Annotated in this window: 21 protein-coding genes and 3 pseudogenes; 11 read left to right on the top strand and 13 right to left on the bottom strand. The window is 71.2% G+C overall.

What is annotated here, in order from left to right; all coding sequences use genetic code 11:
• Positions 1-96 precede the first annotated feature (96 nt).
• The 3 genes and pseudogenes from ACZ39I_RS05185 to ACZ39I_RS05195 all read left to right on the top strand — a co-directional run.
• Positions 97-522, top strand: a pseudogene (locus ACZ39I_RS05185) (amidohydrolase family protein); the annotation flags it as partial.
• 388 nt (positions 523-910) lie between these two features.
• A pseudogene (locus tag ACZ39I_RS05190) lies at positions 911-1,600 on the top strand (DUF899 domain-containing protein).
• A 172-nt stretch (positions 1,601-1,772) separates the two neighbouring features.
• Positions 1,773-1,958, top strand: a complete 186-nt coding sequence (locus ACZ39I_RS05195; protein ID WP_079141074.1) for a hypothetical protein — start codon at positions 1,773-1,775, stop codon at positions 1,956-1,958.
• 2 nt (positions 1,959-1,960) lie between these two features.
• Here ACZ39I_RS05195 and ACZ39I_RS05200 read toward each other — a convergent pair whose 3' ends face one another.
• The 3 genes from ACZ39I_RS05200 to ACZ39I_RS05210 form a co-directional block, all read right to left on the bottom strand.
• Positions 1,961-3,904, bottom strand: coding sequence for an ABC transporter ATP-binding protein (locus tag ACZ39I_RS05200; RefSeq protein WP_467242892.1), 1,944 nt, complete (start codon positions 3,902-3,904; stop codon positions 1,961-1,963).
• Between the two features lie 182 nt (positions 3,905-4,086).
• Positions 4,087-4,551 carry a hypothetical protein gene (locus ACZ39I_RS05205; protein WP_467242893.1) on the bottom strand — a complete coding sequence of 155 codons (465 nt, stop codon included), beginning with the start codon at positions 4,549-4,551 and terminating at the stop codon, positions 4,087-4,089.
• Positions 4,542-5,201 carry an ATP-binding protein gene (locus ACZ39I_RS05210; RefSeq protein ID WP_467242894.1) on the bottom strand — a complete coding sequence of 220 codons (660 nt, stop codon included), beginning with the start codon at positions 5,199-5,201 and terminating at the stop codon, positions 4,542-4,544. Before ACZ39I_RS05210 ends, ACZ39I_RS05205 begins: the two co-directional genes overlap by 10 nt.
• Before the next feature lie 269 nt (positions 5,202-5,470).
• Between ACZ39I_RS05210 and ACZ39I_RS05215 the strand changes: the two genes are divergently transcribed.
• Positions 5,471-6,331: a helix-turn-helix domain-containing protein gene (locus ACZ39I_RS05215; RefSeq protein WP_467242895.1), complete on the top strand. Its 861-nt coding sequence runs from the start codon at positions 5,471-5,473 to the stop codon at positions 6,329-6,331.
• Positions 6,332-6,586, top strand: coding sequence for a DUF397 domain-containing protein (locus ACZ39I_RS05220; protein WP_352382659.1), 255 nt, complete (start codon positions 6,332-6,334; stop codon positions 6,584-6,586).
• A 98-nt stretch (positions 6,587-6,684) separates the two neighbouring features.
• On the opposite strand, the gene pdxR is transcribed toward ACZ39I_RS05220, so the two are convergent.
• Positions 6,685-8,106, bottom strand: coding sequence for a MocR-like pyridoxine biosynthesis transcription factor PdxR (pdxR, locus tag ACZ39I_RS05225; protein WP_467242896.1), 1,422 nt, complete (start codon positions 8,104-8,106; stop codon positions 6,685-6,687).
• Positions 8,107-8,152: 46 nt separating this feature from the next.
• Between pdxR and ACZ39I_RS05230 the strand changes: the two genes are divergently transcribed.
• Positions 8,153-8,632, top strand: coding sequence for a carboxymuconolactone decarboxylase family protein (locus ACZ39I_RS05230; RefSeq protein ID WP_467242897.1), 480 nt, complete (start codon positions 8,153-8,155; stop codon positions 8,630-8,632).
• 70 nt (positions 8,633-8,702) lie between these two features.
• Here ACZ39I_RS05230 and ACZ39I_RS05235 read toward each other — a convergent pair whose 3' ends face one another.
• The 3 genes from ACZ39I_RS05235 to ACZ39I_RS05245 all read right to left on the bottom strand — a co-directional run bounded on the left by ACZ39I_RS05235 (position 8,703) and on the right by ACZ39I_RS05245 (position 11,782).
• On the bottom strand, positions 8,703-10,190 hold the full coding sequence (locus ACZ39I_RS05235; RefSeq protein WP_467242898.1) for a glutamate synthase subunit beta: 1,488 nt from the start codon (positions 10,188-10,190) through the stop codon (positions 8,703-8,705).
• A gap of 192 nt (positions 10,191-10,382) precedes the next feature.
• Entirely contained in the window at positions 10,383-10,862 is a 480-nt protein-coding gene (locus ACZ39I_RS05240) for an anthrone oxygenase family protein (protein ID WP_467242899.1), read from the bottom strand.
• Between the two features lie 212 nt (positions 10,863-11,074).
• On the bottom strand, positions 11,075-11,782 hold the full coding sequence (locus tag ACZ39I_RS05245; RefSeq protein WP_467242900.1) for a DUF2293 domain-containing protein: 708 nt from the start codon (positions 11,780-11,782) through the stop codon (positions 11,075-11,077).
• 82 nt (positions 11,783-11,864) lie between these two features.
• Here ACZ39I_RS05245 and ACZ39I_RS05250 point away from each other — a divergent pair, with 82 nt between their 5' ends.
• Both ACZ39I_RS05250 and ACZ39I_RS05255 read left to right on the top strand, forming a co-directional pair.
• Positions 11,865-12,497, top strand: a complete 633-nt coding sequence (locus ACZ39I_RS05250) for a nucleoside/nucleotide kinase family protein (protein WP_467242901.1) — start codon at positions 11,865-11,867, stop codon at positions 12,495-12,497.
• 158 nt (positions 12,498-12,655) lie between these two features.
• Complete coding sequence (locus tag ACZ39I_RS05255; protein ID WP_467242902.1) at positions 12,656-13,087, top strand: CBS domain-containing protein; 432 nt, start codon at positions 12,656-12,658, stop codon at positions 13,085-13,087.
• Between the two features lie 22 nt (positions 13,088-13,109).
• Here the strand turns inward: ACZ39I_RS05255 and ACZ39I_RS05260 are convergent, their stop codons facing one another.
• A complete protein-coding gene (locus ACZ39I_RS05260; RefSeq protein WP_467242903.1) occupies positions 13,110-14,237 on the bottom strand; it encodes a magnesium and cobalt transport protein CorA in 1,128 nt (375 codons plus the stop codon).
• Between the two features lie 253 nt (positions 14,238-14,490).
• Between ACZ39I_RS05260 and ACZ39I_RS05265 the strand changes: the two genes are divergently transcribed.
• Positions 14,491-15,285, top strand: a complete 795-nt coding sequence (locus tag ACZ39I_RS05265; RefSeq protein ID WP_467242904.1) for a methyltransferase domain-containing protein — start codon at positions 14,491-14,493, stop codon at positions 15,283-15,285.
• 169 nt (positions 15,286-15,454) lie between these two features.
• Here ACZ39I_RS05265 and ACZ39I_RS05270 read toward each other — a convergent pair whose 3' ends face one another.
• Positions 15,455-16,393, bottom strand: a complete 939-nt coding sequence (locus ACZ39I_RS05270; protein ID WP_467242905.1) for a carbohydrate kinase family protein — start codon at positions 16,391-16,393, stop codon at positions 15,455-15,457.
• A complete protein-coding gene (locus ACZ39I_RS05275) occupies positions 16,390-17,298 on the bottom strand; it encodes a pseudouridine-5'-phosphate glycosidase (protein ID WP_467242906.1) in 909 nt (302 codons plus the stop codon). The genes ACZ39I_RS05270 and ACZ39I_RS05275 overlap by 4 nt, the downstream gene beginning before the upstream one ends.
• A gap of 100 nt (positions 17,299-17,398) precedes the next feature.
• On the opposite strand from ACZ39I_RS05275, the pseudogene ACZ39I_RS05280 reads away from it, so the two are divergent.
• Positions 17,399-17,825, top strand: a pseudogene (locus tag ACZ39I_RS05280) (VOC family protein).
• 35 nt (positions 17,826-17,860) lie between these two features.
• On the opposite strand, the gene ACZ39I_RS05285 reads toward ACZ39I_RS05280, so the two are convergent.
• The 3 genes from ACZ39I_RS05285 to ACZ39I_RS05295 form a co-directional block, all read right to left on the bottom strand.
• Entirely contained in the window at positions 17,861-18,070 is a 210-nt protein-coding gene (locus tag ACZ39I_RS05285) for a hypothetical protein (protein WP_467242907.1), read from the bottom strand.
• 75 nt (positions 18,071-18,145) lie between these two features.
• Positions 18,146-18,700 carry a methylated-DNA--[protein]-cysteine S-methyltransferase gene (locus ACZ39I_RS05290; protein WP_467242908.1) on the bottom strand — a complete coding sequence of 185 codons (555 nt, stop codon included), beginning with the start codon at positions 18,698-18,700 and terminating at the stop codon, positions 18,146-18,148.
• A 56-nt stretch (positions 18,701-18,756) separates the two neighbouring features.
• Positions 18,757-19,626 (bottom strand): glycerophosphodiester phosphodiesterase, encoded by an 870-nt coding sequence (locus ACZ39I_RS05295; RefSeq protein ID WP_467242909.1) that lies wholly within the window; start codon positions 19,624-19,626, stop codon positions 18,757-18,759.
• A 280-nt stretch (positions 19,627-19,906) separates the two neighbouring features.
• Between ACZ39I_RS05295 and ACZ39I_RS05300 the strand changes: the two genes are divergently transcribed.
• Positions 19,907-20,776 (top strand): MHYT domain-containing protein, encoded by an 870-nt coding sequence (locus ACZ39I_RS05300; protein WP_467242910.1) that lies wholly within the window; start codon positions 19,907-19,909, stop codon positions 20,774-20,776.
• Positions 20,777-20,795 lie beyond the last annotated feature (19 nt).

Raw genomic sequence — 20,795 nt, forward strand, 5'->3', positions numbered from 1 at the left:
GGCCAGGGTGCACGCGCCGACGCCGCCGCGACAGGGTGGCGACGGGATGCGCGCTTCACCCACTGCGAGGGCACGACCGCGTCGTACGGTGCCTGTATGACGCCTTCTCCCGCAGGTCTCATCATCTCCCCGTGCACGGTGCTCACGCACGACGATCAAGAGCGGGTCGAGTTCGCGCACGAGGCCGCGATCGTCGTACGGGACGGTGTCATCGCGTCGGTGACCAGCAGTGCGGAGGCCGAGGAACTGCCCGCGGTGGAGCGCATCGACGCGGGGCAGATCGCCCTTCCCGGGCTCGTCAACTGCCACACCCACGCGCCCATGGTCGCCCTGCGCGGGATCGTCGAAGACCTGCCGACCGAGGAGTGGTTCAACGACGTCGTCTGGCCGATCGAGTCCAACCTCACCGAGAAGGATGTGGAGTTGGGGGCCCGGCTGGCCTGCGCGGAGATGATCCGGGGCGGGGTCACCTGCTTCGCCGACCACTACTTCGGGCAGCCCGTGATCGCGCCGGCACCGGGCAGATCCGCACGGGCCCTGCTGAGGACCGCCCCGACCAGCCGTAGGACGTGGACGCCCGCCTGGATGGTCACTCTCGCTGCCGCCCGTGCTCGACGCCGACCAGCCATGGACGCGGCCGGCCACACCCGGATGGTCGGCCGGTCGGACGACCCCATCCCGCGCCGGGCCGAGCGGTCGGGTGCGGGATGGGGTCCATCGCCGGCCGCTCCCCGGCGCGCTCGGCGACCATGGATGACTGACCTCATCGTGCGTGGGGCGTCGGGGAAGCGGTCGTGGGGATGCTCGGTTTCCGCACTCTGTCGCTCGGAAGAAATCTCCCCGACAGCGATGAGTTCCGCTCCTCCCCACGGTCACCATCCCTGACGGACCGTTGCGCAGGAGGGACCCCATGGCGTTTCCGGAGATCGTCTCGCGGGACGAGTGGCGCGCGGCGCGCGAGGAGCTGCTGGTCAGGGAGAAGGCGGCCACGCGTGCGCGGGACGCACTCAATGCCGAGCGGCGCAGACTGCCCATGGTCGAGGTGGAGGAGGAGTACGTCTTCGAGGGCGGCGACGGCAAGGCCACCCTGCTCGACCTGTTCGAGGGACGCGGCCAGCTTGTCGTCTACCACTTCATGTTCGCGCCGGAGTAGGACGCGGGCTGCCGCAGCTGCTCCGCCTTCCTGGACCAGATCGGGCATTTGGCCCATCTCAAGGCACGGGGGACGACGTTCGCGGCCGTGTCGAGAGCGCCGTACACGAAGATCCTGCCGTTCAAGGCGCGGATGGGATGGACCGTGCCCTGGTACTCGTCCTGCGGCAGCGACTTCAACCGCGACTTCGAGGCCACCGTGGACATCGAGGGGGAGCCGGCCGAGCGGCCCGGCATCAGCTGCTTCCTGCGCGACCGCGACCGGGTCTTCCACACCTACTCGACCCATGACCGCGGCCTGGACGGTCTCGGCTCGACCACCAGCTTCCTCGATCTCACCGCGCTGGGACGGCAGGAGGAGTGGGAGGAACCCAAGGGGCGTGCGTCCGCTCTGGGGGCGCCCGCGGGGAGCGCACGCATCCGTTATCACGATGAGTACGAGGACTGACGCATTGAGTAAGCAATGTGACCGTTGAGTAATCAAACTCTCACGCTTCGCGCTGAACTCGTGTCAACTACGTCTCAGTACGGCAACTCACCGAGGCTTTTCGGCCCCGGAAGGCGTTAACTCCTACAAGCGCTCCTACGGGGAGCGCAACGCTTTCTGGAGGTGCAGGGTGGTGAACGGGCGAACAGTGCTCGAACGCTTTCCCGCTGGCGGGCCGCGTGGATCGTGGCCGGCGGAGGAGTTCGCGCAGGCGAGGCGTCTCGAAGGGCTGCCGGCCGAGGTTGTCATGGACCTCGCGACCGACACGTTCCTGGTGATCGTCCGCAGCGGAGAGGCAGCGATCGACGCTGTCGCATGAGGTCAGCCCGCCTCCTCGGCGGGCACCTTTGCCGCGAACTGCTCGGCCTGAAGCGTATACAGCTCCGCGTAGACACCACCGGAGGCCAGGAGCTCGTCGGGCGTGCCCGACTCCACGAGCCGCCCCTGCTCCAGGACGTGCACCAGATCGGCGTGGCGTACGGACGCCAGCCGGTGGGTGATCAGGACGACCGTCTGACCGGTGCCGGCCAGGGCGCGGATCTTGTCGAAGACCTCCAGCTCGGCCCGGGCGTCCAGGGCGGCCGTCGGCTCGTCCACGATCAGGATGCGGCCGCGCCGGTACGCGGCCCGGGCGATCCCGAGCCGCTGCCACTGCCCGCCCGACAGCTCGTGGCCGCCGCTGAAGTTGCGGGCCAGCAGCGTGTCCAGGCCGCGCGGCAGATCGGCCAGCACCTCCCCGGCCCCGGCCTCCACGACCGCGCCGGACACCCGTTCGTCGGTCAGCGGCACCGACGAACGGCCCACCGCCACATTGACGCGGGCGGTGAACGGCCACCGCTTGAAGTCCTGGGCGACCATCGCCACCCGCTCGGCGAGCAGCTGCCGGTCCGCGTGCGCCGCGTCCACGTCGTCCCACAGGACGCGGCCCCGGTCCGGGGTGTACAGCCCCGCGAGCAGCTTCACCAGGGTGGTCTTGCCGGAGCCGTTCTCACCGACCAGTGCGACGATCTTGCCGAGTGGCAGGGTGAGCGTCACGTCGTCGAGCGCGGGGCGGGTCGTGTCACCCGGGTAGCCGAAGGTGACGTTCTCGAAGCGGATCTCGCGCGGATCGTCCGGGAGCGCGGCCCCGCCCGCCGGGATCGCCCACTTGGCCCCCTCCTCGTGGAGCCGCTGGAGGTCGCCCACGAACAGGGCCTCCTCGTGCAGCGTGTTCATCTCGATGACCAGGGTGTTCAGACTCTGTGAGCCGGTGCGCACGGCGATCACCGCCGTTCCGGCCACCGACAGGGCCATCGCACCCCCCAGCAGCAGTCCGCCCAGGGTCGCGTACGTCGCCACCGTCGCCAGGCCCGTCCAGGCCGCCGCGATCAGCCCGGTGCGGGCCGCGAGCCGGGCCAGCCGGGCCTGCTCCGCCTCCGCCGTCTCCGCCATCGCGCGGTAGTGCCTGAGCAGGAACGGGCCGACGCCGTGGACCCGGATCTCCGGCGCCGACTCCGGCTCGATCAGCAGGGCGCCGAGCAGTCGGCCCGCCCGCACGTGCTGCACCCAGGTGTGGAAGGACTCGTACTGGCGGCGCGCGATCGTCAGCGCGCCCCACCCGCTCGGGATCGTCATCGTGACCAGCAGCGGCAGCAGCGCGGGGTGCAGCACGGTCAGCACGCCCGCCGCCGCGATCAGCGAGATCATCCCGTTCACCACACGTGTCGCGAACGAGATCATCCGGCGGGCCGACGTGGCGCCGTACTGCGCGGTGTCCAGCAGCTTGTGAAACGCGTGGTCCTCGATCGCGGCCAGCTCCACGGTGGCCGCCCGCTCCAGATACCGCTCGGTCGCCACCCGCTCGACCTTGGGCTCAAGGCGTCCCGTGGCGTACGTGGACGCCGCCCGCAGCAGCGCCCCCACGAGCAGGACGGCGGCCATCGTCACCAGCGCGGGCACGGCACCCCGCAGCCGGTCCTCCAGCGCACCCGTGCCGATCAGCCGCCCCAGCACACTGTTGACGGCGAGCAGACTCACGGCCTGCGTCAGTCCCCGGCCCACCTCGGCGACCAGCACGATCCGCGCGGCCTGCCGGTCGGCCTGCCAGGCCAGCCGGAGACTCCCCGACAGCAGGGACGGCAACCGCCCCACCATGGCCCGGAACCCCAGCTCCAGAAAGGCGTCGGAGTGCGAGTTCCACCCCGCGTCGTACCGCAACGGCCCTCCGAAGAGCAGCCGCTCCGACTCGGAGACCCCGGGCTGCTCGGTGCCACGCCGTTTCCCCACCGCGGACCTCCCCGATCGTGGACGGGGCAACTATGGCGGGGTGGGCGGTGGGGAGGGAGGGCGCAGAGGAAGGTTTCGCAGCACGCGCGGGCGCACACTTTCGAGCGCCGGGTGCGGTGACCCACTCAGGGGCGCGGGGAACTGCGCGACAAGCCCCCACTCGGCCGTACTCGAAAGGCGACCTAACCGGCAGAACTGACCGGCCGGGACCAGACAGGAGTGGTCCCCGTCAGCCGGCACAACGCCAAGTACAACGGTATCGGCGACGTGTACGGCAGCGTCCCCTCGCCCCGACGCACGAGAGAGGGCACCACCGGGGCGTCCGGAACAACCGCCCCGGTGGCGTACTGGGCAGGCGCGGGCCACTCGAGCGCGTAGTCGGAGTCGGCGGGGACGAGCCACCACCAGTGCGTGGCATCGGCGTACACGCACCCGACCCGCGGCAAGCGGGACGCCAGCTGTTCGCCCAGCAGTACGGGCACTCCCACGGCGTCGCAGCCCAGCGGCACCGTCATTCCTTCCGGCACGGCCAGCTTGTGAGGCGTCCCCGGCGTCCCCGGCGTCCCCGCCGTCCGCAGTCTGCATCCGAGGCGGACCAGCGTGTCCAGGGTCAGCACCTGGCCGCCGGAGCCGCTCCTCACGCCCATCCGCCCGCGCCCCCGGCTCCGTGCTCGCGAGCTTCTCCCTCGGGCACGGCTCTGTGATGCTCCTCGGCCTCGTCCCCCTGGCCCGGCTCCCCGGAGGGAACCGGCTTGGGGCGGGCCCCCCAGCCCAGGTCGTTGCGCGGGCCGGGGTCCTCGCGGGGCATGTCCGCCTTGCGCGGCAGCTCCGCCCAGACCAGCAGACCCGGGCCGTGCTCATGGGCGCCCCACGCGTGACAGAGGGAGTCGACGAGGAGCAGTCCCCTCCCGTGCTCCTCTTCGCCGCGCTGCGGGGACGGATGCGGTTGACCCGGCGCGCAGCCCTCGTCACGTACGGCTATCCGCACCAGGTCGTCGTTGTCGTGCAGCTCGCACACCACACGGCTGCTCGCGGTGTGCACGATGGCGTTGGTCACCAGCTCGGAGACCACCAGGGCGGCCGAGTCACAGGTGTCCTCACAGACCGACCAATGGGTCAGCCGCGCCCTCGTCAGGCGTCTGGCCTGCGCGGGAGAACCCGGATGCGCGGCCAGCTCGAAACGGAACCGGCGCCGGGCGGCGGCCCTGTCGGGCCCCGGTCCCGCGACACCGAGACCCTGGGGGTGGCCTTCGGTAGCGTCTGTTCCTAAGGGCGGGGACGGAATCACGCTTGCCACTATCGCCCCGTCGTGAACACTTGGCAAGTGTCACTCTGAAAAATGCAGAGTGCTGTGTGACGCGGTGAGGGGCCGTGGCACACTGCTCGCAACAGCATGTTGAGCGGCGCCAGTTGGGATCACCGGAGATCCGTACGCAGCGGTATTTCGCACCCGTACAAATCTTCGAATCAGGTCTTCGAATGGCGCCGCTGGGCTGTCAGCATGCTGGTGGCCGTGATGCCCGTACATGACGTCGACGCCCGTACATGACTCAGTGGAGGTGGAGCGTGAGCGAACCGCGGTCCGCGCCGACGGTCGGCCAGGTCGTCCTCGGTCGGCGCCTGCTGGACCTGCGGGAACGCGCCGGGCTCAAGCGCGAGGAGGCCGCCCGCATCCTCCGCGTCGCCCCCGCCACCGTCCGCCGTATGGAGATGGCCGAGGTGGGGCTCAAGATCCCCTACCTCCAGTTGCTGCTGAAGGCCTATGGGGTCTCCGACCAGGAGGCCGAGGACTTCGTCCAGCTCGCCGAGGACGCCAACCGTCCCGGCTGGTGGCAGCGCTTCCACGACGTGCTGCCCGGCTGGTTCTCGATGCACGTCAGCCTGGAGGGAGCGGCCGCGCTCATCCGCGAGTACGAGCCGCACTTCGTGCCCGGTCTGCTCCAGACCGAGGACTACGCGCGTGGCGTCCTGCGCTCGGGCGCCATCGGCCAGACCAGCCCCGAGGACATCGAACGCCATGTGGCCCTGCGCATGGAACGGCAGGGACTGCTCACCCGTCAGAACGCGCCCAGGTTGTGGGTGGTCATGGACGAGACCGTGCTGCGCCGCCCCGTCGGCGGCCCGGAGGTGATGCGTGCGCAGATCGACAAACTGCTCGAGGCAACGAAGCTGCCCAATGTGACGCTCCAGGTCGCCCCGTTCGCCAACGGGCCGCACCCCGGCACGTACGGGCCCTTCGTGCTCTTCCGATTCGCCGTGCCCGAACTTCCGGACATGGTCTACAGCGAGTACCTGACCGGCGCGGTCTATCTGGACGCGCGCGTCGAGGTGGCTACCCACCTCGAGGTCATGGACCGCATGGCGGCACAGGCCGCTACGGCACATCGCACGAAGGAGATCCTCCGGGATCTCCGCAAGGAGCTGTGAATGAACCGCATCAAGCCACGCCTCGCCGTCTACAACGGCATGCCCGCCCGGGAGCTGGGGAGCGAGGGCTGGCACAAGCCGTGGAGCGGCGGCAACGGCGGCAACTGCCTGGAGGCGATGAAGCTCGCCGACGGCCGGATCGCCGTGCGCCAGTCCACCGACCCGGACGGACCGGCGCTGATCTACACCACCGACGAGATGACCGCGTTCATCGAGGGCGCGAAGGCGGGGGTGGCCGACTTCCTGCTCTCCTGACCGCAGTGCTGAATTGCTCGGTAGTCACTTAAAGATTGAGATGGACACCATGAAGCCGCATCCCGCGCGGATGTACGACTCGTAGCTCGGAGGCACACTCACACCCTTGACGGCCCACCCGGCGCCAGTGCCCCGCACAGCGCCTCCAGCGCCGCTCCGTAGGCATGCTCGGAAGGTGTCGCGTACCCCACGACCAGACCGTCGTGTGCCGGCATGTCCGTGTCCGGGTGGCGGAACTCCGCGAGCCCGTCGAGGGCGACCCCTTGGCGGACCGCGGCCTCGACGGCGGACCGTTCGCTGCCCGGCGGCAGCCGCAGCACCGCGTGCAGCCCCGCCGCGACCCCGCTGACCTCGATGTGCGGCGCGCGCTCGGCCAGCGCGGCGACGAGCCGGTCCCGGCGGCTCCGGTAGCGCTGTCGCATCCGCCGTACGTGACGGTCGTAGGACCCGGAGACGATCAGGTCGGCGAGGGCCAGCTGGTCGAGCACGCTTGCCCAGGCCTCGCGCTCGCCCTTGGCCGCGAGTACGTCGCCGACGTACCGCTCGGGCAGCACCATCCACCCCAGCCGCACCGCGGGCGACAGGCTCTTGCTGACCGAGCCGAGCAGGATGACCCCCTCGGGATCGAGGCTCTGCAGGGCGCCGACGGGCTTGCGGTCGTAGCGGAACTCGCCGTCGTAGTCGTCCTCCAGCACCACCGCGCCACGCGCGCGTGCCCAGTCGACCACCGCCGCCCGGCGCTCCGCGTGCAGCGGACCTCCGGTGGGGAACTGGTGGGCCGGCGTGAGCAGGACGGCCCGCTCGCGGGCCAACCGGTCGACCCGTGCACCGTGTTCGTCGAGGGGGAGCGGCACGGTTCGAACGCCCTCGGCCGCGAGCAGCTCCCGGTGGAAGGGCAGTCCGTACGCCTCCACGGCGAGCGGGCCGCGCAGCACCCCGGAGAGCAGCCGCAGGGCGTGGGCGAATCCGGAGCAGATGACGATCCGGTTCGGTTCCGTCCGCACGCCACGCGCGCGTGCGAGGTATGCCGCGAGAGCCGCCCTCAACTCCGGCCGTCCTGCGGGGTCGCCGGGACCGAAGACCTCGTTGGGTGCCCGGTTGAGGGCCCGGCGGTAGGAGGCGAGCCAGGCGGACCGGGGGAAGCCGGAGACGTCGGGGGTGCCTTGCCGGAGGTCGTGGCGGACGGAACGCGAAGCCCGGTGCACGGGCTCCCTCGCGCGTACGGCCGGCTGGAGCGGCCCGGTCCGTTCGGCGACGCGGGTGCCGGAGCCCTGGCGGGCAGTGAGCCAGCCCTCGGCGACGAGTTCGGCGTAGGCGTCGGCCACCGTGTTGCGGGCGACACCGAGATCGGCGGCGAGCGAGCGGTAGGGCGGCAACCGGGTCCCCGGGGCGAGCCGCCCGCTGCGTACGGCGTCGCGCAGCGCCCCGATGAGCGCGGCCCGTCTGCTCCCCGGACCGGAGAGCTCCAGGTGCAGGTCGGAGCCGATCCGCTCCGCGTAATTGACCCATGATTCCGCCACGGAAATGCACCCTACAGCCGGTCTTTCCGCCCCGTAGGTTGAGTGCATGACCACGACGAACACGCACGTGACAGGTACGGCTCGACTGAACCTCGCCAAGGCCGCCCCGAAGGTGTTCCGGGCTCTGGTCGGCTTCGACACGGCGGCCCGTGAGGGCCTCGATCCCGCTCTCGTCGAGCTGATCCAGATCCGCGCCTCCCACCTCAACCACTGCGCGTACTGCCTCCACATGCACACCAACGACGCCCGCAAGGCCGGCGAGACGGAGGACCGCCTCCACATGGTCGCGGTCTGGCGCGAGGCCCGCCATTTCTTCACGGAGAAGGAACAGGCGGCCCTCGCTCTCGCGGAGGCGGTGACGCTGGTGGCCGACGGGGGAGTCCCCGACACGGTCTACGCGCAGGCCGCGGCCGTTTTCGACGAACAGGAACTGGCCCACGTACTGTCCCTGATCCTCACGATCAACACGTGGAACCGGGTGGCCCTGGCGACGGCGAAGGTGGCGGGGGCGGACGAGCGGGGGTGAGTGGGCGGGGGGCCCGGTGGGTGGGGGGCGGCATATGGAGCTTCCCCGCCCGGGATCCTCCCGTGCCGCCCTACACCGTCATCGGCCGGTCGTACGGCCCGATCGGCGCCGGCAGTCGTGAATTCCCCGTCAGGTAACGGTCGACCGCCGCCGCGACCGCCCGCCCCTCCGCGATCGCCCACACGATCAGCGACTGTCCCCGAGCGGCGTCCCCCGCGGCGAACACCCCCGGCACGTTCGTGGCGAACCCCACATCCCGCGCGACCGTCCCCCGAGGCTCCATCGCCAGGCCCAGCTGCTCCACGAGCCCGTCGCCCCGATCCGGCCCGGAGAACCCGAGCGCCAGCAGGACGAGGTCGGCGGGAAGCGTCCGCTCCGAGCCCTGCACCGGGCGCCGCGCCGCGTCCACCTCGACGAGATGCAGCGACCGCACATGCCCGTCCTCGTCCCCGGTGAAGCGCAGCGTGGACGCCGCGAACAACCGCGCGTCCGCATCGGCCGAGGGCGACGTCTCCAGATCACGGGCTTCCTCGTGCGCCGCCGACAAGCGGTAGATCTTCGGGTAGGTGGGCCACGGCTCGACATCCTCGTCCCGCTCGCTCCCCGGTTGGGCGTAGATGTCCAACTGGGTCACGGAGGCGGCCCCTTCACGCACCGCGGTCCCCAGACAGTCGGCTCCCGTGTCACCCCCACCCACGATCACGACATGCTTCCCGGCGGCGGACATGGGGGACACCGCCAGTTCCCCCTCGCACACCCGGTTGGCCAACGGCAGATACTCCATGGCCTGCTGGACCCCGGCCAACTCCCGCCCAGGCACGTCCAGTTCGCGCCACGCCGTGGCCCCCGTGGCGATCACCACCGCGTCGTACCGCGTCCGCAACTCCGCCGCCCCGACATCCCGCCCGACCGCCGTGGACGTACGGAACTTCGTCCCCTCGGCCCGCATCTGCTCGATCCGCCGCTCCAGATGGCGCTTCTCCATCTTGAACTCGGGGATGCCGTACCGCATCAGCCCGCCGATCCGGTCGTCCTTCTCGTAGACGGCGACGGTGTGCCCCGCCCGCGTCAACTGCTGTGCCGCGGCGAGCCCGGTCGGCCCCGACCCGATCACCGCGACGGTCCGCCCCGAGAGCCGGTCAGGCGGTCGCGGTGGTGTGAACCCGAGCTCCCAGGCCCGGTCCGCGACGGCCGCCTCGACGTTCTTGATGGTGACCGCCGGCTGGTTGATGGCGAGCACACACCCCGCCTCGCAGGGCGCCGGACACAACCGCCCCGTGAACTCGGGGAAGTTGTTCGTCGCGTGCAGCCGGTCGGCGGCCTGCCGCCAGTCCTCCCGCGACACCAGGTCGTTCCACTCGGGGATGAGATTCCCCAGCGGACAGGCCTCGTGGCAGAACGGGATCCCGCAGTCCATGCAGCGGTCCGCCTGCTTGGTGATGATGGGCAGCAGCGCCCCGGGGACGTACACCTCGTCCCAGTCCCGGACCCGCTCCTCGACCGGCCGACGGGGCCAGTCCTGGCGCGGGGTGGTCATGAATCCCTTGGGATCGGCCATGGCCGTCTTCCTCGCTCACGCTGGTGACGCTGACGCGTCCGACATGGCCGAGCGTCATCGGGCGGCACTCCTGCGGAACTTCTTTCGGCCACGATACGACTCCTCGGCCACTCGCGCAGAGTGCCTGGTGATCCGCCGGGACAGCCTTTTCACCAGTTTTCCGCGCTCATTTCCCGCGCTCATTTCCCCTGTTCACGTGAGGGCCAGTACGTACGCCAGGGCCGCCGCGCCCGAGGCGAGCGCGCGGACGTGGTTCCACACCGTCCACTCGCGCACGTACGCCGGCCAGTACGCCGTCGCCTCCGGGGTGCCCGGGTCCAGTCTGAGCAGGGCGTCGTTGCGGGGCACGTTCGCCACCGTCGTCAGCCCGAACGTGCCGAACAGATACAGCGCGCTGCCCACCAGGAGCTCCACGGTCCCCTCGTCCGGCCACAGCACGAACGTCACCACCGCGATCACCGCGGACAGCACCGCGGAGCCCGCGAACAAGGCCATGAACGGCGGCCGCACCGCGCTCACGTTGATCGCGTTCATGGCGGCGACGCCCTGCGCGGGCGGCAACGCGGCGAGCGCCCTCATCACGAACGTCGAGAACGCGCAGAACACCCCGGCCACCAGCCCGGTCCCGAGCACCCCGAGCACGACCAGCACGAAGTAAGGCCCATCGATCATCTCAACACCAGCTCCCGCCTCCGGCCCAGCACCACCCGTCCCCACCAGTGAATCCCGCCCCCACCCCTCCGACCATGGCCATTGCGCGCACCCCCATAAGCGACCGTCCATCCTGTGAGGGGGGTGGGTGTCGAGTTTCAGGTCGCCGGGGCGCAGCGGATGGGAGAGGGAGTTTCCGTCGGGCGATGTCGAAAGGGTCGGGGTCGGGAGCGTCAGCCCGCCTCCTCCCGCACCACCGTCCCCAGCCCCCGCCACCTCCTCAGTACCGACTCCACCCGCCCCGAGATCCGCCGCCGCGCCTCGTGCCGTGCGACCCCGTCCATCAGCAACGCGTCATACGGCGTGTCCACATGCCGTACGGACGCCACCACCGCCGACACCACCGCCCCCTCCGACAGGGCCCGCCCCGCCGCACTCCGCCCCACCCGCCCACTGCCTCGCAGGGACGCATGCGAGGCGATGGCCCGCGCCCGCTCCTCCGGACACCCCGGAAACAGCCGCGCTATCTCCGCGGCTAACGCCTCCGCGAACCGCACATCCTCCACGGCCCGCCGCCGCGCGTCCCGTACCCGCTGTCTCCGTCGTGCCTCCGCGTCGGCAAGGCATCGCTCCTCGGCCCGTGCCAGCCCCGCCTCCTCGACGAGGACACCCTGCCGCTCGTAACGCCCCTTGCGCCGGTTGAACCGCACGACGACCGCCGACAGCGCGCTCTCCTCCCGCGACCGACGTGTGAGCGCCGTGTCCCCACGCGGCAGGAACACCAGGTGCCCGAGGTCGGCGCAGTCGAGACACCGCGGCGCCCCGCCCTCCACGACGAGCAGTGGCAACGGCCCGCCTCGGCACTCCGCACAGTGCCGCCTCCGCAACGGCTGGACGACGACAAGTCCGCCACGGTTCGGGGGAGTCGCGAGGCCTGTCATGAGGGGTTCATTCCCCGACCACACCCCTCTCCGCCACCCGCGCGCACCGCGTCCTCGACGTCGGCTGACGCATCATGGCCGTGTGCGACTCGAAGCGATCACCTGGGACCGGCTCGGTGAGCGGCTGGCCGACCGACTCCTCGACCTGAAGCCGGCCGACGGCAGCCCCTGGCCCCGCGTCGCCCTCGACGGTGCCCCGGCAGCCCGCCCGGGCGAACTCGCCCAACGGATCGGTGAGGCCCTGCGGATACGTGGCCGGCCTTCGCTCGTCGTCGGCATGGAGGGCTTCCTGCGCCCCGCCTCCCTCCGCCTGGAATACGGCCACCACGACCTGGAGGCCTACTACGACGGCTGGTTCGACACCGGCGCCCTGTGGCGCGAGGTCTTCGGCCCCCTCGAACCCGGCGGCGACGGCCGAGTCCTGCCCGACCTGTGGGACCCGGTCACCGACCGCGCCACGCGCAGTCCCTACGTCCATCTCCCGCCCGGTGGCGTCCTGTTGCTCCACGGCCCCCTGCTGCTGCGCCACTGGTTCCCCTTCGACCTGACCGTCCACGTCCTCCTCTCCGAGGGCGCCCTCCGTCGCCGTACTCCCGAGCCCGACCACTGGACCCTTCCCGCCTACGAGCGCTACGCCGACGAGACCGACCCGGCCGGCACGGCCGACGTCCTGGTCCGCGCCGACGACCCCCGCCACCCGGCGTGGAACGGCTGACCCGGCCGATCGGGGCACGGTGGCGTCGCTGCCCGGGCCCGGCCGCCGGCACCGCGGGTTCCGGGTGCGGGCCCCCGGTGGCGCGGCGAGAATGTAGGGCGCCGGGACTTGCGGTGCCGTCCGCGCCGCGCCGGCCGTCCGGCACCGGGAGGTACTCCATGACCACCGCCGGAGACATCATGCACCGGGGGGCCCAGTGGATCCCCGCCCACGAGACCCTCGACCGCGCCGCCCAGCTGATGCGTGAACTCGGCGTCGGAGCCCTGCCCATCAGCGACGCGAACGAACGCCTCTGCGGCATCCTCACCGACCGCGACATCGTCATCGGCTGTGTGGCCGTGGGCCGCGACCCGGCCGAGGTCACCGCCGGTGAGATGGCCCAGGGCACGCCCCGCTGGATCGACGCGGGCGCCGACGTCACCGACGTTCTGCACGAGATGCAGGCGCACCGGATCCGCAGGCTCCCCGTCATCGAGAACAAGCGCCTGGTGGGCATGATCAGCGAGTCCGACCTGGCCCGGCACCTGACGGACGAGCAGATCGCCGGCTGGGCCGAGAGCGTCTACGCGCGCTCCTCCACCCCCCACTGACCCTTCCCGCGGACGGGCCCGGTCACAGCCAGCCGTTGCGCCGGAAGCCGCGGTACAGCACACCGCAGGCGACAACTATCACGCCCATGACCAACGGGTAGCCGAACGTCCAGTGCAGCTCGGGCATGTGGTCGAAGTTCATGCCGTACACGCCGCAGACCATCGTCGGCACGGCGATCACCGCGGCCCAGGCCGTGATCTTCCGCATGTCCTCGTTCTGCGCGACCGTCACCTGCGCGAGGTGGGCCTGAAGGATCGAGTTGAGCAGTTCGTCGAAGGCGGCGATCTGCTCCTTGGCGCGCAGCAGATGGTCGGAGACATCGCGGAAGTACGCCTGTATCTCCGGGGCGACGACCTGGATCGGCCGGGTGGAGAGCTCCTCCAGCGGGCGGCTGAGCGGTGCCACTGCCCGCTTCAGCTCCAGGAGTTCACGCTTGAGCTGGTAGATGTGGCCCGGGTCGACCCGCGCGCCGTTGTCCGCGAAGACCGCCGTCTCGACCAGGTCGATGTCCGACTGTATGGAATCGGTGACGTCCAGGTAGTCGTCGACCACATGGTCCGCGATCGCGTGCAGCACCGCGGCCGGCCCCTTGGCGAGCTGTCCCGGGTCGGACTCCAGCTCCTCGCGCAGCGGGCCCAGCGACCCGTGGCTGCCGTGCCGCACCGTGATCACGAAGTCCTCGCCGACGAACACCATGATCTCGCCGGTGTTGACCACCTCGCTCGTCGCCGTGAGTTCTTCGTGCTCGACGTAGCAGACCGTCTTGAACACCGCGAACAGCGTCTCGCCGTAGCGCTCCACCTTCGGGCGCTGATGGGCCTCGACCGCGTCCTCGACGGCCAGCGGGTGCAGGTCGAAGAGGTCCGCGATGCCCTCGAACTCATGGTCCGACGGTTCGTGCAGGCCGAGCCAGACGAAACCGTCGCGGCTGCTGCGCACCCGCTCCACGGTGTCGACCAGATCACCGTCGACCGGGACGCGGGCCCCCTCCTTGTAGGTCACGCAGTTGACGACCGAGGTGCCCAGCGGGGAGCGGGCGTGGTGGCTCAGGTCGACGCGCGGGCGCCGCCGGGCCAGCCGGGCCACCTTGCGCAGGCCGCCGACCCTGCCGAGGCTCGTGACCTTTCGCAGATTCCCTGCCATGGACATCTGGATCTCCTCGCGTGGATCTCCGTGCGACGCGTTTCTGCGTCCTGGCGCGCCAGTTTGCCAGGTCGGCGCAAGCGCCGGGTGAGCCTGTGGACAGGGGAGGTTCCGCTTGGTTCCCGCCTGTGGAAAACCGGTCCGCACCGGCTTCGGTGCCGGTCGCCCGACCGACGGACAGCATCTCTGTCTTCGTATCTGTCTTCGTAGGAATCGCGTCGTCCGCTTCGGACCGCCCGACGACTGGGATCATCGCGCCATGACACGACCCGACGGGTATCTCCTCGACAACCAGCAGGCGGAGGCGAGGGAGCGCTTCGACGCCTTCGCCACCCTCTTCGACCCCACCACCTTCCGGCACATCGAAGGATTCGGCATCGGATCCGGCTGGCGCTGCTGGGAGGTCGGCGCGGGCGGCACGTCCGTGGTGTCCTGGCTTGCGAAGAAGGTCGGCCCGACCGGAAAGGTCGTCGCGACGGACATCGACGCCACGCTTCTCACAGCGGTCGCCCGCCCGCCGGTGGACGTGCTGGTCCACGACGTGAGCGCCGAGGAGCCCCCCGGGGAGGGCTTCGACCTGGTGCACGCCCGGCTCGTCCTGGTCCATGTGCCGGACCGGGAACGGGCCCTGCAGTCGATGATCAACTCCCTCCGTCCCGGCGGCCGGCTCCTGCTGGAGGACGGCGACCCCGCCCTGCAACCTCTGGCCTGCCCCGACGAGTACGGCCCCGAACAGCAACTGGCGAACCGGCTGCGCCAGGGCTTTCGCCGGCTGCTCGCCGACCGCGGTGCCGACCTCTCCTACGGCCGCACCCTCCCGCGCCTGCTCCGCGAGGCCGGTCTGCGTCAGGTCGCCGCCGACGCCTACTTCCCGCTCGCCTCGACGGCCTGCGCCGCCCTCGAGTCCGCCACGATCCGCCAGATCCGCGGCCGGCTGGTCACGGCGGGCCTCGCCACGGACGAGGACATCGACCGCCACCTCGCCAACGTCGCCACCGGCACCATGGACCTGGCCACGGCCCCGCTGATCTCGGCATGGGGGCGCAAGGCGTAGCAGTGGCAGGGGAGCGGAAGCCGGGGCGCCGGTGGCCGGTCGGGAGCCCGGAGAAGCGCCCGCCGTCCACGGCCGCCCCGGGTGTGCGTGACGCGTGTGCGTGACGGCCGGCGATCTCGTCCGGTCGGAGCGCTTGCGACCGTCCAGTCGGAGTGCTTGCGACCGGCCGTCAGTCCGGCACCGGCGGCCTTCCGCCCACCCGCTCGACCGCCAGCGCGCCCGCCCGGCATCCTTCCGTCGCCGCGTCCTCGGGTGCCGCGCCCGCCAGCAGGGCCGTGAGAAACGCGCCGGTGAAGGCGTCACCCGCCCCGGTGGTGTCCCGGGGCGTCGCGGCTACGGCGGGCACGCGGGCGTACACGGTGCCCGAGCGGGCGATCAGGGCTCCCCGCGCCCCCTGCTTGGCCACCACCAGCGGTACGTGGCGGCTCAACTTGGCCGCCGCGTCCGCCACATCGGGCAACCCGGTGAGCAGGCACGCCTCGTCCCGGCTCGGCAGCAGAACGTCCACCCCCTCGACCAGCGAGAGGAAACGATTCACGCCCAGCTCCCGGAGGAAGCCCGCCGACGCCGGGTCGACGCTCACCGGAACACCACGCGCGTGTGCCGACTCCAGGGCCACCGCCACCAGCGCCCGGCTCGGCTCCGAGAACAGGAGATAGCCCGACAGATGCAGCCTCGCCACGCCGTCGAGCAAGGTGTCCGACCAGTCGTCCGGCTCCAGCCGCAGTGACGCGCCGCTGTCGGTGAGGAACGTCCGCTCGCCGGCCTCCCCCGTGTCCACGAGGCAGATCACCGTCCCGGTCGGCGCCTGCGGATCGACGACCAGCTGCGGCCGTACTCCGCAGGCGGCCAGCTCCCGCTCGTGCCACGCGGCCGCGTCCGCGCCCACCCGCCCCAGCAGCCGTACCTCCGCACCGCCCCCTCGGGCGGCCCAGCAGGCCACGTTCGCCCCCGCTCCGCCCGGCACCGTACGGATCGCGGCAGCGGTGTCCGTACCGGCGGCGAGGGGTCCCCGATGCCGGGCGACGACGTCCGTGATGACGTCCCCGACGACCAGGAGGGCACCGCCCCGGACGGCCGCGGCGGCACCGTGCCCGTCCGTCGTCACGCCCCGGCCCGGGCAGCCGCGATCCGGGCCGCCAGCCGCACATTGCCCCGCACCGCCGCCAGGTTGGCGCTCAGGGAGGCGCCGTCGGTGTGCCGCACCAGGTAGCCCAGCAGGAACGGCGTGACCCCCTGGCCGGTGACTCCCGCCTCCTCGCAGGCCTGGAGCGCTTCCGCGAGCACACGCGCGTGCAACCCGGGATCCAGTTGCTCCTCCTCGGGCACGGGATTGGCCACGATCAGCGCGGAGCCGGGCGCGCCCAGCGCCTGCCGCGCCCGCATGACCCCCGCCACCTGCTCGGGGGAGTCCAGCCGCCACTCCACGGGGTGGCCGGAGTCGGACAGATAGAAGCCGGGGAAGCGGTCCGTGCCATACCCGGCGACCGCGACTCCCAGCGTCTCCAGTCGCTGGAGCGTCGCGGGCACGTCCAGGATGGACTTCACGCCCGCGCACACCACGGTGATCGCGGTGCGCGCCAGCAGGCCGAGGTCGGCCGACTCGTCCTGGGTCGTCGTCCACTCCCGGTGCACCCCGCCGAGTCCGCCCGTCGCGAACACCTCCACGCCGGCCAGGGCCGCCAGCTGCGCCGTCGCCGACACGGTGGTCGCCCCGCTCACCCCCGCGGCCACCGCGAGCGGCAGATCCCGGTGGCCCAGCTTGCGGATCCCGTCCTCGTTGGCGACCCGCTCCACCTGCTCCTTGTCCAGGCCGACCCGGGGGCGCCCGTCCAGTACGGCGATCGTCGCCGGTACGGCCCCCTCCTGCCGAACGACGTCCTCCAGCTCCAGCGCCACCTGCAGATTGCGCGGACGCGGCAGCCCGTGCGCGATGATCGTGGACTCCAGGGCCACCACGGGTCGACGCGCGTCGATCGCCTCGCGCACCTCTTCGGACACCACCAGCACCACGGGCCCTGCCTCCTGTCGATCGGTCTTCCCTCATGTCTGGCGGGCGGCGCGTCCGGTCAAACCCTTGCGGGCTGTGGAGGACGACACCAGCCTGGGGTGCATGACGGACAACTCGACACGTCTTGACCATGTCGTCCTCTGGGTGCGCGACCCGGTGGCATCGGCCGACTTCTACGAGAAGACCCTGGGCATGGAGCCCGTGAGGCTCACCGACTTCGCTGCGGGGCGGTGTCCTTCCCCTCCGTACGGCTCACGACGAGACCGTCTTCGACCTCATGCCGCTCACCCTGGCGGACGGCATGAAAATGGTCCCCGGCGCCGCGGAGAGCGCGGGACACCCCGTCAATCATGTCTGCCTGGCCCTGCCCGCCGACGATTTCGAGACTCTCCGCGCCCGCCTCGAGGAACAGTCCGTGCCCGTCTCGGACTTCTCCCACGACTCCTTCGGCGCCCGCGGAATGGCCCGGCGCAGCTTCTACTTCCGCGACCCGGACGGAAACGTGTTCGAGGCACGCCACTACGACTGACCTCGCGCGCGATGCTTCAGACGGCCGTACGCCGTTCAGCGCCCGTGCGGGTCGAGCACGTACTCGCGGCTGGCGCCCTGGTCGAACTCGGCGTCGTAGCCGCGCGGTTCGTCCTCCAGTGGGATGACCGCCGCGTTGACCGCCTTGGTGATGTGCGCAAGGCCGTGCGGGATCGCCATCATCTCTGGTTGTCCGATCGCCGTCCCTTCGGCTCCCAGCCCCCAGATGCCGGTGACTGGGCGCACGGCGGAGCCCGCTACCGCGTGGGCCTTCCGGCCGGGCCGTCGCGCCCGGCCCTTCACCAAGGGCAGCCGGTCACGTCAGAACAGAGGCTCCGGCAGTACGCCCTCCAGCGCGAGCAGCTTCCGCTTGGTCTCCAGACCGCCGCCGAACCCGCCGATGCCGCCGTGGCTCTCGACGACCCGGTGGCAGGGCACGACGACCGGCAGCGGGTTGGAGCCCATGGCCACCCCCACGGCCTGCGCGGCACCCGGCTGGCCGACCCGCCCGGCCAGATCGCCGTACCCGACGACCTGGCCGAACCGCACGCCGGACGCCAGCTCGCGCAGCACCTGCCGGTTGAATCCCGAGATCAGCGACCAGTCCAGGGGCAGCTCGAAGTCGTGCCGCTCGCCCGCGAAGTACGCCTCGACCTGGCGTATCGCCTCGGCCAGCAGCGGAGAGCCGGGCGCCTCGACGGGCTCGGTGCCCAGCCGGGACGCGAGCCGCTCCAGCGCCTTGACGCGGACCGCGTCGGTGGCGTGGAAGACCACGTTGACCAGACCCTCGCCGGTCGCGGCCAGCAGCAGCGGGCCGATGTCCGTGCCGACGACGGTCCACACGATCCGCTGCGCGTCCTGCCCATCGCTGTTCATGCGACCACCGTACGATGCGCCACTGACAACACCCGGCGACCTGCGCGAACAGCCCGCTACTCGCGCAGTGCGTCCCGCACCACGTCCGGCTTGTCGGTGATGATGCCGTCGACGCCGTACCCGGCGACCCTGCGTGCGGCGTCCGCGGTGTCGACGGTCCAGGTGAACACCTCCAGAGGCTTGTCGTGCGGACCGGTGAAGGCATGCACCGCGGCGACATAGGCCCTGGAGACGGAGGTGTACGACGGGTTGATCTGGTCGGCGAAGGCCGCGTACGCGGGCAGGTCCCTCACGGAAGGCGTTCCGAGGAAGCCGGTCTTCACGGCGGGCTCGAGATCGTGGACGGTCCGCAGACTGTCCGCGCTGAAGCTCTGCACGATCAGCCGGCTGCGGTGCTCCCGGTCGAGCCACCCCTCGTTCCCGAGGAGCTTGAGGGTCTCCCGCTCGATGCCCGGGTACAGCTCCGGGTTCTTGAGTTCGAGAAGCAGCTTCTGATGGTGAAGATCGACGCGGCGCACATACTGCTCCAGCGTCGGCACGCGCGCGCCCGCGTAGGCGGCGCCGAACCAGCCGCCCGCGTCCAGGCGCGCGATCTCCGCAGCGGTGAAGTCCTTCACCTTCCAGGGCGCCCGGCCGGGGAAGACCTGTTCCACGTCGGTGGTGCGTCGGAGGTTGTCGTCGTGCAGGACGACGAGTTCGCCGTCCCTGGTCTGCTGGACATCGTTCTCGAGCCAGAGGGCGCCGAGCCGGGCGGCCTTGTCGACGGCGGCCAGGGTGTTCTCGGGGGCGTAGGCGGAGCCGGCCCGGTGGGCGATGACCACCGGTGGCGTGCCGTCCTCGACGGCCCGGACGTCGGTTGCGGGAAGCAGGAGGGCGACGGTCCCCAGGAGCGCGGTGGTCAGGGCGGTCACGGCGCGCGCGTGCATACGTACTCCTCGCGTCGAGCGATCACGTACAGCACAACTGTGACAGCACCGCGTCAACGGCACCGGGGTGCAGAATGGACACATCCTGAATGGGTGTGTTCCAAGTCCGCTCACCGGTGCCGCACAACTGGGGCAAGGGCGTGTTTCTTTGCCGGAAAAGCGTTCGACCATTCCGGTGGCGGTCATACTCTCTGCCTCGACCCTGACCGCTCGCGCGGTGCCGGGGAGGGGCACATTTCAGGGAATTCCAGGACGTAAGAGGGCGGAAGGGCAACCGCGCATGCAAGGCACGGTCGACGGATTCAGCTACGGACTCGTCACACCGCTGGTGGCCTACCTCATGGCCTGCCTCGGCGGTGCCCTCGGCCTGCGCTGCACCACCAGATCCATGCTGGTCAGCCGGTCCTGGCGACCCGGCTGGCTGGCCCTCGGCTCGGCGGCGATCGGCTCCGGCATCTGGACCATGCACTTCGTCGCGATGATGGGGTTCCAGGTCCGGGAGGCGCCGATCCACTACGACAGGGCCATCACCTTCGCGAGCCTGGGCGTCGCCATCGTCATGGTGGGCATCGGGGTCTTCATCGTCGGCTACCGGGGCGCGACCGGAACGCCCCTGATGACCGGCGGTGCCGTCACCGGCCTGGGCATCGCCTCGATGCACTACCTGGGCATGGCCGGCATGCGCCTGAACGGGCAGCTGGAGTACAACACGGTCACCGTCGCGATCTCCGTGGTCATAGCCGTCGTCGCCGCCACCGCCGCCCTGTGGGCCGCCGGCCAGGTCAGAGGGTTCCTGTGGAGCGTGGGCGCGAGCCTGATCATGGGCCTGGCCGTCACGGGCATGCACTACACCGGCATGGCCGCCCTCAGCGTCCATCTGCACGGCACGTCCGCCCCCGTCTCCGGTGACTCGCCCGCCTCCCTGCTCGCGCCGATGATGGTCGGCCCGCTGTCCTTCCTGCTGCTCGCGGGCGTCGTCGTGCTGTTCGATCCGCTGATGGTCATGGGCAAGCCCGTCTGGTCGCCCGCCGAGCACAAGCCCGGCGTCCCGGCCCGCGAACTCGTCGACCACCCGCCCGCCCGGCGCCCCTCGCTCCGCCCCGACCGGGACGTGACCCACCACGACGTCCGCACCCCGCAGAACCGCTGACCGACCATGGCCGCGGGCG

The sequence above is a fragment of the Streptomyces sp. NPDC024687 genome, assembly GCF_055559055.1.

Coding starts and splice junctions, on each gene's coding strand:
- ACZ39I_RS05205 (WP_467242893.1), bottom strand. CDS start 4,551: ATGGGCGTGAGGAGCGGCTCCGGCGGCCAGGTGCTGACCCTGGACACG.
- ACZ39I_RS05235 (WP_467242898.1), bottom strand. CDS start 10,190: ATGGCCGATCCCAAGGGATTCATGACCACCCCGCGCCAGGACTGGCCC.
- ACZ39I_RS05295 (WP_467242909.1), bottom strand. CDS start 19,626: ATGCACGCGCGCGCCGTGACCGCCCTGACCACCGCGCTCCTGGGGACC.
- ACZ39I_RS05245 (WP_467242900.1), bottom strand. CDS start 11,782: ATGACAGGCCTCGCGACTCCCCCGAACCGTGGCGGACTTGTCGTCGTC.
- ACZ39I_RS05300 (WP_467242910.1), top strand. CDS start 19,907: ATGCAAGGCACGGTCGACGGATTCAGCTACGGACTCGTCACACCGCTG.
- ACZ39I_RS05220 (WP_352382659.1), top strand. CDS start 6,332: ATGAACCGCATCAAGCCACGCCTCGCCGTCTACAACGGCATGCCCGCC.
- ACZ39I_RS05260 (WP_467242903.1), bottom strand. CDS start 14,237: ATGTCCATGGCAGGGAATCTGCGAAAGGTCACGAGCCTCGGCAGGGTC.
- ACZ39I_RS05255 (WP_467242902.1), top strand. CDS start 12,656: ATGACCACCGCCGGAGACATCATGCACCGGGGGGCCCAGTGGATCCCC.
- ACZ39I_RS05240 (WP_467242899.1), bottom strand. CDS start 10,862: ATGATCGATGGGCCTTACTTCGTGCTGGTCGTGCTCGGGGTGCTCGGG.
- ACZ39I_RS05290 (WP_467242908.1), bottom strand. CDS start 18,700: ATGAACAGCGATGGGCAGGACGCGCAGCGGATCGTGTGGACCGTCGTC.
- ACZ39I_RS05265 (WP_467242904.1), top strand. CDS start 14,491: ATGACACGACCCGACGGGTATCTCCTCGACAACCAGCAGGCGGAGGCG.
- ACZ39I_RS05230 (WP_467242897.1), top strand. CDS start 8,153: ATGACCACGACGAACACGCACGTGACAGGTACGGCTCGACTGAACCTC.